Origin of the sequence: Lujinxingia litoralis (assembly GCF_003260125.1) — a bacterium.
Classification (GTDB): domain Bacteria; phylum Myxococcota_A; class Bradymonadia; order Bradymonadales; family Bradymonadaceae; genus Lujinxingia; species Lujinxingia litoralis.
This window is the reverse complement of sequence record NZ_QHKO01000001.1, coordinates 815,196-830,969: the sequence shown is the minus strand read 5'-3', so window position 1 is coordinate 830,969 and position 15,774 is coordinate 815,196. Positions and strand designations below refer to the sequence as shown.

The 15,774-nt window shown below is 64.7% G+C and carries 13 protein-coding genes; 7 read left to right on the top strand and 6 right to left on the bottom strand.

Going from position 1 to position 15,774, the window contains the following annotated elements:
* Positions 1-32: 32 nt before the first annotated feature.
* From DL240_RS03415 to DL240_RS03405, 3 genes are all read left to right on the top strand, one after another.
* Complete coding sequence (locus DL240_RS03415) at positions 33-953, top strand: PfkB family carbohydrate kinase (RefSeq protein ID WP_111728446.1); 921 nt, start codon at positions 33-35, stop codon at positions 951-953.
* A 54-nt stretch (positions 954-1,007) separates the two neighbouring features.
* The gene (locus DL240_RS03410) at positions 1,008-1,787 is read left to right on the top strand and encodes a hypothetical protein (RefSeq protein ID WP_111728445.1); all 780 of its coding nucleotides are present in this window, start codon (positions 1,008-1,010) and stop codon (positions 1,785-1,787) included.
* 134 nt (positions 1,788-1,921) lie between these two features.
* Positions 1,922-3,208 (top strand): serine/threonine protein kinase, encoded by a 1,287-nt coding sequence (locus tag DL240_RS03405; RefSeq protein ID WP_111728444.1) that lies wholly within the window; start codon positions 1,922-1,924, stop codon positions 3,206-3,208.
* Positions 3,209-3,352: 144 nt separating this feature from the next.
* Here the strand turns inward: DL240_RS03405 and alaS are convergent, their stop codons facing one another.
* Entirely contained in the window at positions 3,353-6,016 is a 2,664-nt protein-coding gene (gene alaS / locus DL240_RS03400) for an alanine--tRNA ligase (protein WP_111728443.1), read from the bottom strand.
* 392 nt (positions 6,017-6,408) lie between these two features.
* Between alaS and DL240_RS03395 the strand changes: the two genes are divergently transcribed.
* Entirely contained in the window at positions 6,409-7,449 is a 1,041-nt protein-coding gene (locus DL240_RS03395; RefSeq protein ID WP_111728442.1) for a tetratricopeptide repeat protein, read from the top strand.
* 9 nt (positions 7,450-7,458) lie between these two features.
* Here DL240_RS03395 and DL240_RS03390 read toward each other — a convergent pair whose 3' ends face one another.
* On the bottom strand, positions 7,459-8,382 hold the full coding sequence (locus tag DL240_RS03390; protein WP_111728441.1) for a mechanosensitive ion channel family protein: 924 nt from the start codon (positions 8,380-8,382) through the stop codon (positions 7,459-7,461).
* 18 nt (positions 8,383-8,400) lie between these two features.
* A complete protein-coding gene (locus DL240_RS03385; RefSeq protein WP_158542323.1) occupies positions 8,401-9,216 on the bottom strand; it encodes a DUF432 domain-containing protein in 816 nt (271 codons plus the stop codon).
* A gap of 48 nt (positions 9,217-9,264) precedes the next feature.
* Between DL240_RS03385 and DL240_RS03380 the strand changes: the two genes are divergently transcribed.
* Complete coding sequence (locus tag DL240_RS03380) at positions 9,265-10,650, top strand: carboxypeptidase-like regulatory domain-containing protein (RefSeq protein ID WP_158542322.1); 1,386 nt, start codon at positions 9,265-9,267, stop codon at positions 10,648-10,650.
* Between the two features lie 18 nt (positions 10,651-10,668).
* On the opposite strand, the gene DL240_RS03375 is transcribed toward DL240_RS03380, so the two are convergent.
* The 3 genes from DL240_RS03375 to DL240_RS03365 are packed head-to-tail and all read right to left on the bottom strand — an operon-like array spanning position 10,669 to position 13,423.
* Positions 10,669-11,445 carry an ABC transporter ATP-binding protein gene (locus tag DL240_RS03375; RefSeq protein WP_111728438.1) on the bottom strand — a complete coding sequence of 259 codons (777 nt, stop codon included), beginning with the start codon at positions 11,443-11,445 and terminating at the stop codon, positions 10,669-10,671.
* Positions 11,442-12,977 carry a hypothetical protein gene (locus DL240_RS03370; protein WP_146618074.1) on the bottom strand — a complete coding sequence of 512 codons (1,536 nt, stop codon included), beginning with the start codon at positions 12,975-12,977 and terminating at the stop codon, positions 11,442-11,444. The genes DL240_RS03375 and DL240_RS03370 overlap by 4 nt, the downstream gene beginning before the upstream one ends.
* Positions 12,978-13,033: 56 nt before the next feature.
* Positions 13,034-13,423, bottom strand: a complete 390-nt coding sequence (locus DL240_RS03365; RefSeq protein ID WP_146618073.1) for an outer membrane protein assembly factor BamD — start codon at positions 13,421-13,423, stop codon at positions 13,034-13,036.
* Here DL240_RS03365 and era point away from each other — a divergent pair.
* On the top strand, positions 13,422-14,366 hold the full coding sequence (era, locus tag DL240_RS03360; protein ID WP_111728435.1) for a GTPase Era: 945 nt from the start codon (positions 13,422-13,424) through the stop codon (positions 14,364-14,366). The two genes, DL240_RS03365 and era, sit on opposite strands and share 2 nt — an antisense overlap.
* A gap of 74 nt (positions 14,367-14,440) precedes the next feature.
* Positions 14,441-15,763, top strand: coding sequence for a ribosome biogenesis GTPase Der (der, locus tag DL240_RS03355; protein ID WP_111728434.1), 1,323 nt, complete (start codon positions 14,441-14,443; stop codon positions 15,761-15,763).
* Positions 15,764-15,774: the final 11 nt, after the last annotated feature.

Here is a 15,774-nt window from a genome sequence, read left to right as displayed (position 1 = left end):
CACAGCTGCGTTCGAATGGAGTGAGTCCAGGCATGAGTCTTTTGGTTGTAGGGTCGGTGGCGTTTGATTCGGTAGAGACGCCTTTTGGTAAGGCAGAAGAGGCCATCGGCGGTTCGGCGATGTTCTTCTCCACCTCCGCGAGCTATTTCACCAAAGTGCAGCTGGTCGCCGTCATCGGTGAAGACTTCCCCCAGGAGGAAGTCGATTTTCTCTGCTCCCGCGACATTGATTGCGAGGGGCTGCATCGGGTCTCCGGTAAGACCTTCCGCTGGGAAGGAAAGTACGGCTTCGATCTCAACGAAGCCATCACGCTTGATACCCAGCTCAACGTATTCGGAGATTTTCATCCCGAGCTCCCTCAGAGCTATCGAGACGCCGAGATCGTGTTTTTGGCCAACATCGATCCCGACCTCCAGATGGAGGTGCTGGAGCAGGTGAAGAATCCTCGCCTGGTCGTTGCCGACACGATGAATTTCTGGATCGACGGTAAGCTCGATGCCCTGGAGCGGGTGTTGAGCCGCGTGGATATGCTGGTCATCAACGAGGGCGAAGCTCGCAAGCTGGCGGGTGAGGCCAATATGGTCAAAGCCGCCCGGGCGATTCAGGCCAAGGGGCCGAAGCATCTGGTGATTAAGCGCGGCGAATACGGAGCGTTGCTCTTTAGCGGGGACGACGTCTTCTTTGCGCCGGCCTATCCCCTGGAGTCGGTGTTTGATCCGACCGGCGCGGGCGATACCTTTGCCGGCGGTCTGCTGGGGTATCTGGCCAGCTGCGAGACCATCGACACCGCGGCACTGCGCCAGGCCACGGTGGTGGGTTGCGTGATGGCGAGTTTCTGTGTCGAGGACTTTAGCCTCAACGCGTTGCGCAAGTTGGAGCCCGGGGCGATTGCCGAGCGCTTTAAGCTCTTTGAAAAGCTCGTGAACTTTGGGCCCTTGCAGAGTCTGGACTGAGGTCTCAGTCCGAAGCTCCCGCAGGCATGAAACGTCTACATATGAGGTGGTGAGATGATGGTTTCGAAAGAGCGTTGGATGCCCTGGTTGGTGGCCGCAGCACTGCTGGGTGGCGTGGCCTGTGGTAGCGATTCCGACGACACGGAAAACGATGCCGGGGAGCAAACGTCGGACGCCGGAGATGGTCCGGAGTTTGCCGAGGAGCCGGCGTTTGCGGCGTCGTACAACATGCGTTTTACAGAGTTTGCATTTGATGCCGGTACCCCGGGGGCTTTCGTTAACGGACCGATTGAGAGGTTCTTGGACCAGGACGTCAACTACCCGGTCGTCGTGCTCGTGGAGATGGAGGATATCGATGTCAGCGCGGGCACGCTGCAAATTCGCGGCGGGGCCGGGCTCAAGACCGGGACTGCGGGAGAGTATCGCTGGGATGGCGAACTTGACGTGCCGGAGTTCACCGAGGGCAGCATCAGCACCACCGGCGAGCTCGACGCGACCCTGCCGCTGCTGAACTTTGTGGCGACGGTGGAGGCCAACGGAGAGGTCAATAAGACCATCATCCCGATTCGGGATCTTACCATCGCTGCGGATCTGCAGGCGACGGCCAGCGGTGAGGAGCCCACCATTAAAGACGGCACGATCACCGGTTACGTGGTGCTGGAAGACATTGCCGATGTCGGCCTCGCGGTGATCCCCGGGGGCGACCCCACGCCGCTTTCTCAGCTCTTTGGTGGGGCTGATTCGGTGAACTACGACTACGATGAAGACGGGGAGGACGACTCCTGGGAGCTCAGAGCGACCTTCAGCGCGACGCAGACTCTGATCGTAGAGTAATTTGTCGGGGGAGATTGACACCCCCGATCGACGCTTCTTACAATCGCCGTTTCGATCCTTGAGGATCGGCTGCCATGGTGCCGGACCGCGCGTTGCGGTCCGGCCATACTGGCGCCCTGTGAAGTAGGCGACGCGTGGAACGCGAGAACCGACAACTTGGGGAGTACCGTCTTCTGGCACATATTGCCCGAGGCGGGCAATCGGCGGTCTTTCTGGCGGCGCGTGGCGGGCCGCATGGCTTCTTTCGCCCGGTGGTCATCAAGGGGATTCCCGACCGCAACCTTGGCGAACGTCGCTTTGAGGCGCTCTTTTATAAAGAGGCCAGCGTTTCCTCGCGTTTTTCTCATCCCCATGTGGTGACGGTGCACGATGCCAAGCAGGTGGGCGATGAGCACTTCATGGTCATGGATTATGTGGCGGGGCAGACGGTTGCCGATCTGGCGCAGCGCGCGTTCTCGCGTGGCGACGGGTTGAGTCTGGATGAGGCGCTGCTGATTGTGGCCGATGCCTGCGAGGGGCTGGGTTATGCGCATGATTTTGTCGACATCGACCAGCAGCGCTACTCGATCGTGCATTGTGATATCAGCCCTCAGAACCTGATGGTGACCTATCAGGGGTTAACCCGGGTTTTTGACTTCGGCATCGCCCAGGTGGTCGGTGAGACGAGTGTTTCGAGCGGCGAGCCGGTGGGCGGGAAGTTTGCCTACATGAGTCCGGAGCAGTGTCGTGGGGAGGCGGTTGACGGGCGCTCCGATATCTTCAGCCTGGGTGTGATTGCCTACGAGTTGGTGACGGCTCGACGGCTCTTTCGCCGGGACTCGGTTGAAGAGGTCAAGGAGGCGTTGCTCAACGAAGCGATTGCGGCGCCCGGGGAGACCTCGGAGTGGGTTCCCGATGCGATCGATCCGATTCTCATGAAGGCGCTGGAGCGGGACCCGGAGGCGCGTTACCAGCGCGCGAGCGAATTTGGTCGGGCGATTCGGGCGTATCTGGGGGAGAAGGGCGTGGCGATCGACGTGCTGCGCGAAGGTCTGGGGGCCAAGGTCGCGCGTCTTTTTTCGGAAGAGCGCCAGGCGGTCGCGCAGGCACTGCGTGACGCCCGTGAGCAGATGAGCGACCAGGCGGTGAAGCCCGCGCAACCCTCGTCGGCAGAGATCGTCAGCTACCGGGCACAGCTTGTTGCCAGCCAGGAGGCGCTTCAGGAGGCGCAGACACGTCAGGAAGAGTTGCTGGCGAGCCATCAGCGCTCGGCGGAACTGGCGAGAGAACTCTCTGAGGAGGTGCGTGTCATGCGTCGGCGTCAGAGCTGGTTGGTCGCGGCGCTCTGTGTGCTCTCGTTGCTGGCAGCCGGCATCGCGATGGTCTCATTTAGCGAGTCGGGGCTCTCGCCGACGGCCTCGGCGCAGGCTGCTCAGGAGTAGGGCCGTCGGGGGCGGTGTTATCAGGCTCGGAGCGCGATGCTTCGGGCCTTTTTTGTGCGGAGCAGCGCTCAAAAAAATCCCCCGGTCTGCGTGTTGCAGGCCGGGGGACGGGGGGCGCTCACTCGACTGTGTGTTGCGAGGGGCTCAGCTCAGGGCGTCCTGAACTGCGCCTTCAAAGGCCTCAACGGCCGCGGGAATGCCCGCGGGGTTCTGGCCGCCGGCCTGCGCCAGGGTGGGGCGACCACCGCCGCGGCCATCGACGTGGCTGGCCACGCGCTTGATGAGGTCGCCCGCCTTGACCTTGCGGGCTTTAAAAGCCGCGTCGGTGACCACACAGATCAGCGCGGCTTTGCCTTCGATTTCGCTGGCAAGCAGGGCCACGGCTTCGGTCTGGCCGAGCTTCTCGCGGAGGTTGTCGGCGTAGGCCATCAGCTGATCGCGGGTGCCTGTGGCGACGGCGGTGGCGATGACTTTCACGCCGTCGACCTCGGCGGCGTCGTCCACGAGGGTGTCGGCGCCCCGGCTGGCAAGTTTCTGGGAGAGGCTGTCGACCTCGCGTTCCAGGCGGCTGCGGTCCTCAAGCACCGCGCGGGCGCGTTCATTGAGGTTGGTCACGTCGGATTTGAAGATCTCGGCCAGCGTCCGCAGCTGGGCACGTTCCTGCTGGAAGGCCTTCAGGGCGCCTTCTTCGGTGAGCGCTTCGATGCGGCGGATGCCGGCGGCGACGCTGGATTCGCTGGTGATGCGGAAGAGGGCGATCTCGCCGGTGTTGGCCACGTGGGTGCCACCGCAGAGCTCGACCGACTCGCCAGGGATCTCCACCACGCGGACCTTGTCGCCGTATTTTTCGCCGAAGATGGCCATCGCGCCCATCTCGTCGACGGCGGTGTCGCGGTCAACCTCGGTGTGGCAGGTGACGTCGAGGCGCTGGCGGATCAGCCCGTTGACGCGCTCCTCCAGGCGTTGAATGTCGTCGGCGCTCAGGGGTTTGCCGTAGCTGAAGTCAAAGCGCAGACGATCCGGGCCGACCATGGAGCCGGCCTGGAAGATCGCGTTGTCGACTTCATCGCGCAGCGCGGCGTGCAGGAGGTGGGTGGCGGTGTGGTTGCAGGCCACTTTCTGGCGATGGCGCGGATCGACGCGCGCGATGAACTCGCCAGTGAAGTCCGGTTCGCCGGTGACCAGGCGAACCCGGTGCGTAATGCCGATCGGGGCTTTCTGGACATCTTCGACCTCAAGCACCAGCTCGCCGCCGTGGCCGAGGAGCTGGCCGCGATCGCCGACCTGCCCACCGCTCTCGGCGTAGAAGGGGGTGCTGGCCAGCAGGACCTCAAAGCGGTTCTCCGGGAGCCTGCGGACCTTGCGCAGCGTGGTGTGAGTCTCCAGCGTGCCGTAGCCCACGAAGGTGTTGGCCGGGCCTTCTTCCAGGGTTTCCCAGTCGCCCACACCGGCGGCGTCGGCGTACATGTCTTTGCCGCGGCTGGTCTCCTGGTGCTCTTTCCACAACGACTCGTAACTTTCCCAGTCGATGCTCATGCCCCGCTCCTCAGCCATGATCTCGGTGAGATCCGGCGGGAAGCCAAAGGTTGCATGAAGCTGGAAGACCTCCTGACCACTGAGGGTCTTCTTGCCCTCGGATTCGGCGCGGGCGGCGGCATCTTCAAAAAGCTCCAGGCCGCGGTCCAGGTTGCGGAAGAAGCGCTCTTCTTCGAGTCGAATCAGCTCGGCGGCCTCCTGACCGGTGGCGCGGAGTTCGGGGTAGATATCGCCGTAGGCCTCCACGACCGCCGCGGCGACCCGGTGGAGGAAGGGGGCGTCAAAGCCCAGGTTGCGTCCGTGGCGCACGGCGCGGCGCAGAATGCGGCGGAGCACGTAGCCGCGGCCGTCGTTGGCGAACTTCGCCCCGTCGCAGATGGCAAAGGTCACGGTACGGACGTGGTCGGCGATGACGGCGTAGTCCGTAAAGTTGTCGGACTTGTAGAAGGCGTCGAGATCGCGGCCGACATCCTGTCCCAATAGCTCAAAGAGGCTCTGGAAGATGGGGGTGAAGAGGTCGGTGTGAAAGACGTTGTCGCGACCGGCCACGACCATCGCCGCGCGGTCGAGGCCCAGGCCGGTGTCCACGCTCTTCATGGGCAGGGGGTTCAGCGTGCCGTCTTCATCGCGGTTGAACTCCATAAAGACCAGGTTCCAGATCTCGTTGATCCGGTCCTCGTCGTACCCCACCCCGAAGGTCATGGGACCGTACTCCGGGTGGAGGTCGTAGTGGATCTCGGTGCAGGGACCGCAGGGGCCGGTGGGGCCCATCGACCAGAAGTTCTCTTCGTCGCCGGCCTCAATGTCGCCCAGGCGCAGCACCCGTGCGGGGTCCAGGCCCATCTCCTGCGTCCAGATGTCGAAGCACTCATCGTCGTCTTTGTAGATGGTGACGTAGAGGCGTTCCGGGGCGAGCTTGAGCTCTTCGAGCACGAACTTCCAGGCCCACTTGATGGACTCGCGCTTGTAGTAGTCGCCAAAGGACCAGTTGCCCAGCATTTCGAAGAAGGTGAGGTGGCGTCCGTCGCGGCCGACTTCATCGAGGTCGTTATGCTTGCCGCCGGCGCGCACGCACTTCTGTACGCTGGCCGCGCGCGTGTAGTCGCGGGTCTCGTTGCCCAGGAGCAGGTCTTTGAACTGGTTCATCCCGGCGTTGGTGAAGAGCAGCGTCGGGTCGGCCTGGGGGACAACCGGGGAGGAGGCGACCACGCGGTGGTCGCGCTCTTCGAAGAACTGGAGGAAGCGTTGGCGAAGTTCGTTGGGGGTCATCATGGTGTCCACATCGAGAGAGCGAGTTCGGGCGTCTGGCAAGGGCGCGTGCGGCGCGTCGAGCTAAAGAGAACATCGGATGTCAACGGGCTCTTCCGCGCGCGCGTAAGCAATGGGGGCGGTGTTTAGCATGGTGTGAAGCGGGGAATCAACCGGGGCCGGGTGGGAGCGTCGTCGTCGGCAGGTAAACGCCTGTTCCGGTGATTGTGGAGGCTGGTTTCCGGGGGGCCGGCGCGATCGGGGAGCTCGGAGGACGGTGAGGTGGGAAATTTTTTGACGGAACGCCCGATGTCGACGAGCCTTCATCAGGCACGTGAGATGGCACCGGGGGCCAACGGAGGTGATGTTGGTGAAGGTGCTGCTTTCGAGAATGTTGATGTGGCGCTGGAAGGTTTATGAAAGTCTTGCTTGAGCTTTTGGGCGATGCCTGTCGGGTATTGAGAGGCGTGGATGCGCTGGCGGAGTTTCGGCCCGATTCGCGCGATCGTATGCGGGAGTTGTTGGCCCAGCTACGCATGGAGCTTGACCGCCTGCTGGATGCCGAGGCTCCCGTGGATCCGGAGCTGGCCGGTCGCGAGCCTTTTTTGCAGAACGCGCTGGAAGCGATTGCCGGTCAGGACTATGCCCGGGCGCGCCAGGTTCTGGAAGACGCGGTGGCGCGTTTTGCCGAGGACTTTGAGTTTCTGAGCTATCTGGGGCTGATCGCCTGGGAGCAGGGCGACCTGGTGGACGCCGAGCGCTTCTACGGTCGGGCGATGGACGCGGTCTTTGAGGTCGGGCTCAACGTGGCGGAGGTCGATGGTGCGGCCGATCCGGTGTTGCGGGCGGTGGAGGGGCGAGCGCTCTGCCTGTATCGGCTGGGGGAGCTGGACGCGGCCCGGCGGCATTTTGAGTGGTTGGGGGAGCACTTTCCGGAGCAGTATATCGGGTGCTATTTCCTGGCCGGAGAGGCGTATCACCGCATGGGGCTTTTGAGGGAGGCGCTGCGTTGCTACGAGACGGTCCCGGTGGAACCGGCGGTGCTCTACAACCGGGGGCTGGCGCTCTACACGTGCAACCGGCTTGAGGAGTCGGCCGGCGCGTTGATCGAGGGCTTTGTAGCCAACATCTACGTGGCGACTACGCTGCTGGGGCGCTTCGGATACCGTCGCCCCTGCACCCCGGGGTATCTGGGCAGCGAGGCCTACGCTGAGGAGCTGGTGGAGGCCTGCGCCTCGCTCTGGCACGGCTCGGCCGGGAGCGTGCGCTTTATGGAGCGCTGTTTTGACCACGCGCTGGTGCAGGCCCATCTGAAAGCCTGTGGCGAGCAGGGAGGCACCCGGCTGTTGCAGGCCGGGGAGAGTGGGGTGGAGACGGACGCGTTTCTGGAGCAGTTCCACGACGCGGGCACGTTGGAGAGCATGGCAAGGCGTGTGGTGCAACGCCTGGATGCTTAAGGTCGGCGCTTAGTCGGGCGAGGGTGTGGGGGCGGCCAGGGCTTCCTCCCGAGCGGGGCGTTTTGGGGGCGCCGGGTCGAGCCTGGCAAGCAGCTCATCTGAGGATCGTTCCGGGGAGGTCGAGGGGCTCAGGTGAAGGACACGCTGAGGCAGGGGGATGTCCACGCCGAGTTCCTGGAGGCGAGCGTGAATCGTGCCGGTGAGTTCGCTGCGGGCCGAGATATAGTGCTGGCGCTCGCTCCAGGCGCGAACCAGGAGTTCCATGCCGTTTTCACCAAAGCGGTCGATGAGGACTACCGGTGAGGGTTCATCGAGGATGTTGGGGAGGGCGTGCATGGTCTGGGTGAGCGAGCGTTGCAGCTCGACCAGGTCGCAGGCAAAGGGCACGCGCACCGGGACCTCGATGCGGCGCACGCCGTAGAGGGTGTAGTTGGTGATCGTGCTCTTTAGGAGCGCCTCGTTGGGGATGCGAACCATCAGATTGTCGAAGGTTCGGATACGCGTGCTCAGCAGATCGATCGAGATCACCGTGCCCAGGGTGGTGTCGATTTTGACGGTGTCATCAATGGAGAAGGGGCGGTCCATGAAGAGGAAGAAGCCCGAGATGATGTTGGAGACGCTGGTCTGCGCGGCGAAGCCCAGGGCGACGGTGAAGATACCGGCGGCGGCCAAAAGTCCGCTGAGTTCTACGCCCAGGGTGCTCAGCGCGACGAGGACCACCAGCGAGAAGGCGCTGTAGAAGGCCGTCTTGCTGGCGATCACCGCGCTGTGGGGGCTGGCCCCGTGGCGAAGGCGCACCACCCGATCGACGCCGCGGGCGAAGAGGCGGGCGATGAAGTAGCCGGCGAGCACCCAGAACGCGCCCAGCACGTAGGGTTCCATGCTTTCCCAGCCGCCCGAGCGACTCAGCCAGTGTTTGAGGGTTTCGAGCATGGTGGGGGGAAGTCCGGGTTAAAAGCCGTGTTCCAGGCCGGTTTTGGCCCGGTAGGCGTGCAGGAAGGTGTAGGCCCGGCGCGGTTCATGAGTCTGAGCCGGGCGCCCGCTATGGGCGATGGCTTCGCCGCCGGCGGGCCCATCTTCGATGGCCACCTCGGCTTCGTTGGGTCCGAGCAGGCGCATGTGCACGGTGCTGGTCCAGATCTCATCGCGAGTGGGGTGGCGGTAGAGCTCCAGAGAGGCGGTGGGCAACATGATTTTGCTCACTTCGCGAGGTTCCGGAGTGGTGTTGGTGACGGTCAGGGGCAGGGTGGCCCAGAGCCGGGCCTGGCTCAAGGTGTCGCCCTCGGATGGCTCGACTGCCAGCTCGAGCGCGCAGATCGGGTGCGAGTGCAGGGCGTCGGGCTCGTCGGGGGCGCTGACCGGGGCGCGAAAGGAGGTGCAGATCTGGCCGGAGTCCACCGGGCCGTAGAGTCCGGGGGAGGTGCGCGGGGCGGGAAATTCGATCAGGTGTGCGCTGCCCCCGGGGTGGATCGCGTCGAGGCGCAGGCTCAGCGGTGTGGCGAGCACCACTTGCATGGTGAGGCCCGCCGGGCATAGAAGTTGCGGGGTCGGAAAGACCAGCAGTGCGCGCTCCCCCACGCTCGGAAGAAAGCGCAGTCCGGAGCACCTTGCAGGAAGGGCGCAATGGCGCGCACCGGCGGCATCGCCAGACTCGATGTAGAGTGCGCTGCTGCCGCGGCGCTCCAGGTGCAGGGTTTTTCCGTAGATGCGCACCCGGGGCAGGCGCTCGGTGTTCAGCGCGAGTTGAATGGGCCACGTGGTGGTCATGAGCGTCGGTGCTCCAAATGGGACTCCTGTGTACAGGGAGCGAGCAACGTGAAGCGAGGGCTGAAAAATGCGGCGGGGGTCGGGAGCGTGGCGGTGGCTGGGGCGCTCTTGTGGGCCACGTTTCGCGCGCCCGATGGGGAGCAGGTTAACCACGTCGTGGAAGACGAACAAGGGGTGCTCGCTCCCTATCAGGGGGGCGAAGATATGCCCGCGGAGCGGGCCCTGGCCGGTGAAGATGCACCGGCGACCGAAGCGCGCTGGCTTCAGGTGCTGGATGAGGACGAGGGGGCGCTGGTCTCTCGGTTGATGATCGGCGCGGCGGGGATGTGGCCGCCCCTGGTCGAGCGCAGCGATGAGGCTGGTTACGTGGCGCTCCCGGAGCTCGGGGTGCGCACTCCGGGAGGCGATGAGGGGCGCTATTATGAGGTGCTGGCTCGCTCTCTCGACCCGGAGCGCCCGGGGGCGTTCTGGGGCGTGGTGCAGGGGCCCGGGGGCGCGGTCTTTGCCGAAGAGGGGGCTCGCGCGCTGCGTACGGTTCGGGCCGCCGACCTGGAGTTGGGCATTGTTGACGGGGCCGGGGCGCCGGTGGAGGGGGCCTTTGTGCGTCTCTCACGGGAGAGTCTGGCGCTGGTGCATTTGCATACGACAACGCGAGCCGATGGTCTGGCGCGTTTTGCGCTGATTCCGCCCGGCACCTATTACGTGACCATTGATGCGGAGGGTTTCACTCGTCGCACCCTCCAGGTGGGGCAGAGCGCAGAGGCGCAGGATTACACGCTGCAGGTGGAACTGCTCAAAGGCGGCGGCCTGCGTATGCCCCAGGCCTGGCGCGCGCCGGTGGTTGATGTGCTGCGTGCGCGTGGAGCATCGGTAAGTTCGCTCGGAGCTGCCGGGGCCGAGGGGCTCGCCGACGGCGACGACGGAGCGGAGGAGCAGGGGGAGCGGGCACCGGTCAAGATCTGGGTGGCCGACCCGCAGGGCGCCGGGGTCAGCGGCGCCTGGGTGGAGATCTGGGCTGAGGGCCGCCGGGTGGCCCGTGGTCTCAGTCAGGGAAGTCGTGCGCTTCACCTGGAGGTTCCGGCTGAGGCGGCGCTCACGGTGTACGCCACTCACGCCGGGTGGGGGGAGGGGCAGGTGCGTCTGGTCCGGTTGGGGGAGAAGGGGGAGGCGACGTTGCGGTTAACCGGTCCGATTCTTTCGGTCCCGGTCCCCGACCGGGAGCGTTCAATGGCAGCGATTGAGGCGGCGTTGGGGCAACGGGTTGTGGATACCGGCCGGGGGCATCAGATCGATGTGGTCGATCCGCAGAGTCCGGCGGCCCGAGCCGGCGTGGAGCGCGGCGATGCCCTGGTGTTCGCGCGTCGGGCAGGAGACGCGCTGGCGGTGATGGTGGAGCGGGGCGGGCAGTATCTGGAGCTCACCCTGCGCCATTAAGGAGTAGACCAGGCCGGGTCAGGGGAGCGGGGCGGCGACCAGATCGGATTTGCCGGTGGTCTGGAGGTAAAGGTCGGTCAGGTCGACGATCTCTTTGTCGCGGATCTTCTGGTCGAGTTCGGCGCGTTGGATGTCCATGGCCAGTTCGCCTCCCTGCAAGAGGACAAAACGCGAGCAGAGGCGCTCCAGCATGTCGAGGATATGGCTGGAAAGCAGGATGGAGCCTCCCTGGTCGCAGTGACGCTGCAGACGCCGGCGCAGGCGAGCGGTCGACTCGGGGTCGAGGCCGACAAAGGACTCGTCGAGCACGAGGAGCGAGGGGCTGCCCAGCAGGACCGAGGCGATGGCGAGCTTTCGGGCCATCCCCCCGGAGTATTCTTTGAGCACGACGTGACGGGCGTCTTCGAGTTCGGTGATCGCCAGGAGCTCCTCGATCTCTTGATCGCGCTCTGCGGTGGAGAGTTCGCGAAGCTCGGCCACAAAGTGCAGGTACTCCAGGCCGGTGAGGTAGTCGAGCAGGGCCAGGTGCTGGGGGACAAAGCCCAGGTGCTTGCGGGCTTCCACCGGGTAGCGCACCACATCAACTCCGCCGATAAGCACCGAGCCCTGGTCCGGGGCGGTGATGCCGGCGATGCACCCCATGGTCGTGGACTTGCCGGCGCCGTTGGGGCCAATGAGGGCCACAAACTCTCCGGGCCCAATGGTCAGGTTGAGCTGGTTGACGGCGATCAGACGGCGGTAGCGCTTGGTGAGGTCTTTGAGGATGAGCGCGGCGGGCGCGGCTGAGGCTGTCATGCAGAACTCCGGGACGTTGCGGGCGCAGAAGAGGATGAGGTCTGGGGAAGAAAGAGCGCGGCGCCGATAAGCACCAGGGCGGCGGCCAGTGCGGCGGGCAGGTTGAGCATGGCGAGGGTGCCGAGCGCGGCGGCAAGCGTTGCCGGAAGCCAGCCCGAGGCGTTGCCGCGCAGGGGGAGTACGTGAATGGCACCGGCCAGGGCCAGCGGGAAGGCCAGTGAGGCTGTGGCGATGAGCCAGGCGTCACTCTCGGAGCGCAGCAGGCCCGGGATAAGCGCGACAAGCGCCGCGAAGGGGAGCGCCAAAAAGAGCACTTCGCGCACGGCGACCCGGAAGATGGCGGCATCGATGTCGCGCCGGGCCAGCGGGAGGGCCGCCGGGGCGTTGAGGCGAGCGGCCTGTCGGCTGACCCGCGCCCAGGGGTTGATGATGGTCGCGAGCATCAGCGCCGGTGCCAGCGCTACGGCCCAGCTCGGCCGCGCGCTGGCATCCAGGGTGAAGAGGCCCAGGGCGGCCAGTACCAGGATCACCGCGTAGCCGACGCGTCCGGCAGCCAGGCGGCGGTCGCCATCCAGGACCAGCGCGCGGTAGGCCCGGGCGGCTCCCGGTCGCAGGCCTCGCTCCAGGCGGCGCGCCGCCTCATAGGAGGAGCGTTGATAGTCGAGCACCGCGTCAAACTCTGCGCTGTCTGCTTCGCGAAAGCGTGCGGCCATGGCGTGATAATGGAGAGCGAAGGTGCGCCAGGACGTCAGCATGGCCAGGGCCCAGGCGCCGGCAAGGAGGGCCGACCCGATGAGAAAAGGTTCGCTGAGCCTCCCCAGGCGAAGGGGTTCCCCAAGGAGCAACTTCCAGAAGAGCGCGGCGATCACCACTGCGGCCAGTCCCACCCCGGGGGCGTACAAAAAAATCTGGCCGGTGCCGCCGTAGAGGTCACCGCCGCCGAGTTTCGGGCCTGACGATGCGGAAGATGTGTGGGGCTCGTGCACCAGCTGACGCCCCGCCAACACCATCGCGCACATCGAGAGGCCAGCCCCAAGCCAGAGCGCTCCGAAGAGCATGGCGATGGCTGCTGCGGCGGCTGCGGCCCCGCCTCGCCAGAACAGCGGCACAAAGAACAGGCTCGCTGCCGCCGCGCTGAGCGTGGCTTCGGTGAGGGTGGAGAGGGTGCGATCGATAAAGAAGGCTGCGGGACGAATGGGCAGCGGCTGCAGGGCCAGGGCGTCGGCGCGTCGGAAGAGGAGCTCCATCACCCGGAAGTTGAGTACGGAGGCCAGGAGGGCACTCAGCCAGAAGGCGGCCTCCAGAGCGGTCTGGCCGGCGGGAATGCGCGTGGCGTCGAGTCCCCGGGCAGTGGCTGCTTCCAGGGGTGGGGCCAGAAGCGTGGGTGCCAGCAGGTGGCCGCCGAAGAGCAGGGCGGCCGCCCCGAGCAGGGAGAGGATAAGGGGCAGGCCGCGGGAGGTCTGGCGCGCAGCGGCTCGATTCCGCCATTGTGTGGCGCGCAGCGAGAGGACCCGCAATAGGTTTGTGTTCACGATGAGGCGACCCGAGAGTTGAGAAGCGAGAAGAGTGATCGGCGTAGCGAGGGCTTTCAGGGGGCGTCGGAGCTGGTGTCGGCAGGCGTCGGGGGCGCGGAGACGTCGAGCACCGGCCCGGCGCTGCTTTGATCGCCGCGCGAACCGTGATAGACGGGGCTTGGCGAGCCCTGGCGCTCCATCACTGAGCCTACTTCGCGGTGGATGTTACGTAGTCGCATTTCCACCGTCGGCGCCAGCGGGCTGGTCGGGTAGCGCTTCAGGAAGCCTTGATAGCCCGAGAGCGCCTCGCCATAGTTTCCGTCACGATAATGGACTTCGGCCGCCTCAAAGAGTTCGGTCTCGGTGGCTTCGGGGTCTTTGCAGGCCCCCAGAGCCAGCATTGTGGCGATCAGTAGTGCGACCAACCCCGCGCGCCCCGTGCGCGCTGTCCATGGAAGATTCATGTCCGACTCCACACCCATCGATTTACCCGCGGGCTTTGTGGCCCTGATCGGCCAGCCCAACGTGGGCAAGTCCACGCTGATGAACGCCGTGCTCGGGGTGAAGGTGGCCATTGCCACCTCCAAACCGCAGACGACGCGAAATCGCATCTTAGGGGTGCAGACCCTCAGTGGGAAGGGCCAGCTCTGCTTTGTCGACACCCCGGGGATTCACCAGGGGCCCAAACGCCTCAACCGGGTGATGAATGAGGTCGCGCTGCAGAGCCTGCGCGAGGTTGACGTGGTCTGCCATATGGTCGATGTGGCCGCGCTGGCTGCCTGGCAGCGTCGGACCGGGGCGTCGGGCTTGCCGCCGGAGGAGCGCTACGTGATTGAGCGTCTCTCCCAGGCAGAGGTGCCCGCGTTGCTGGTGCTCAACAAGATCGATCAGCTCAAGGATAAAAATCTGTTGCTGCCCATGATCGATGCGCTGAGCGAGCGCACCGAGTACGCCGGGGTGATTCCGCTGAGCGCGCTTACCGGCGAGCAGATCGATACCTTTGTGGATGTGGTCCTGGAGCATCTTCCTCACCAGGGATTGCTCTTCCCGGAGGACATGCTCACCGACCAGGCCGAGCGCTTTCTGGCCGCGGAGTTCGTACGCGAACAGGTGATGCTCCAGACCCGCAAGGAGATCCCCTACAGCGTGGCGGTGGAGGTTGAGCACTTTAATGAGGATGAGAAGCGCGACCTTCTGGAGATTTCCGCTGTTATTCACGTTGAGCGCGACAGCCAGAAAGGCATCGTCATCGGGCAGGGTGGCCAGCGTATCAAGGCCATCGGGCAGAGCGCGCGCGCGGAGCTGGAGCGATTCTTCGGACGTCAGGTCTTTCTGGAGACCTTCGTTCGCGTGGAGCCGCAGTGGAGCGAGAAGTCGCGCCACCTGCACCGCTTTGGCTACGAGTAAGTGGTTCGTTTTAGCATGCAGTTTAACAGGGCCGGGCGTATGCGCGGCCGCACCAAGCAAGTGATGAAGACGCCATGGCCTTTATGATCGCGATTGTCGGCCGCCCCAACGTGGGGAAGAGCCGCCTGTTTAACCGCCTGATCGAGTCGCAGACCGCGATCGTGCACGACTTTGAGGGGGTGACCCGCGACCGTCAGTACGGCGATGGGGACTGGTTTGGTCGACCCTTCACCGTGGTCGATACCGGCGGGTTTGTGCCCCGGGACGAAGATCCGATGCTGATGCAGATGCGCCACCAGGCGCAGCTGGCCGTGGATGAGGCCGACGCCATTATCTTTGTGGTCGACGGTCGCGCCGGGCTGGCCGGCGCCGATCAGGAGATCTTTGAGCTTCTGCGGACCACCGATAAGCCGGTGTATCTGGCAGTTAATAAGATCGATACCTGGAGCGGGCAGGAGCAGTATCTGGTTGACTTCTACCAGCTCGGTGTGCCGCTCTATCCGCTGAGTGCCGAGCACGGCATTGGGCTCGACCCCTTGATGGACGACGTGATGGAAGACGCGCCCAAGGGGGAGGTGCTCAAAGACGAGCCCTTTGCGCGCATCGCGGTGGTGGGGAAGCCCAACGCCGGCAAGTCCAGCACCATCAACGCGCTGCTGGGCGAAGAACGCTTGCTCACCAGCGACGTGGCTGGAACCACCCGCGACGCCATCGACACCATGGTGCGCGTGGATGGCAAAGAGTATCTGGTGATTGATACCGCCGGACTGCGGCGCAAGCGCTCGATCAGCCAGCGTCTGGAGGAGTTCTCGGTAGTGCAGGCCATCCGGAGCATCGACCGTGCCGACGTGGCGTTGATGGTGCTTGATGCCACCCAGCCCATTTCCACCCAGGATAAGAAGATCGCCTCGGTGGTGCAGAACCGCGGGCGCGGTTGTGTGATCCTGGTCAACAAGTGGGACCTGGTTGAAAAGAACACCGATACGGCCGGCGAGTACATCAAAACCCTGCGCAAAGAGCTTCAGTTTGTGGACTACGCCCCGGTCATCTTTGTGTCGGCGAAGACCGGTCAGCGCGTGCATCGCATCCTCGGTGCGGTCGACCAGGTCTTTGAGCAGTACACTCGCCGGATTCAGACCGCGGAGTTGAATCGCTTTTTGGAAGGGGCGCTGGCGCGGCACTCGCCGCCGATGCATGGCAACCGCCGTGCAAAGTTTCTGTACATCTCTCAGGTGGCCACGCGACCGCCGACCTTTATGTTTTCGGTCAACCACACCGATGCCGTGGCGCCCTCGTATCGCAAGTATCTGGAGAATCAGCTGCGCGAGGCCTACACGTTTGAAGGCGTGCCGCTGCGAACCTTGATGCGCCAGCGCAAGCAGCGCGAACGAGAGTAAGTCAGCGCTAT

Coding starts and splice junctions, on each gene's coding strand:
- DL240_RS03415 (WP_111728446.1), top strand. CDS start 33: ATGAGTCTTTTGGTTGTAGGGTCGGTGGCGTTTGATTCGGTAGAGACG.
- DL240_RS03410 (WP_111728445.1), top strand. CDS start 1,008: ATGATGGTTTCGAAAGAGCGTTGGATGCCCTGGTTGGTGGCCGCAGCA.
- alaS (WP_111728443.1), bottom strand. CDS start 6,016: ATGATGACCCCCAACGAACTTCGCCAACGCTTCCTCCAGTTCTTCGAA.
- DL240_RS03395 (WP_111728442.1), top strand. CDS start 6,409: ATGAAAGTCTTGCTTGAGCTTTTGGGCGATGCCTGTCGGGTATTGAGA.
- DL240_RS03390 (WP_111728441.1), bottom strand. CDS start 8,382: ATGCTCGAAACCCTCAAACACTGGCTGAGTCGCTCGGGCGGCTGGGAA.
- DL240_RS03385 (WP_158542323.1), bottom strand. CDS start 9,216: ATGACCACCACGTGGCCCATTCAACTCGCGCTGAACACCGAGCGCCTG.
- DL240_RS03375 (WP_111728438.1), bottom strand. CDS start 11,445: ATGACAGCCTCAGCCGCGCCCGCCGCGCTCATCCTCAAAGACCTCACC.
- era (WP_111728435.1), top strand. CDS start 13,422: ATGTCCGACTCCACACCCATCGATTTACCCGCGGGCTTTGTGGCCCTG.
- DL240_RS03365 (WP_146618073.1), bottom strand. CDS start 13,423: ATGAATCTTCCATGGACAGCGCGCACGGGGCGCGCGGGGTTGGTCGCA.
- der (WP_111728434.1), top strand. CDS start 14,441: ATGGCCTTTATGATCGCGATTGTCGGCCGCCCCAACGTGGGGAAGAGC.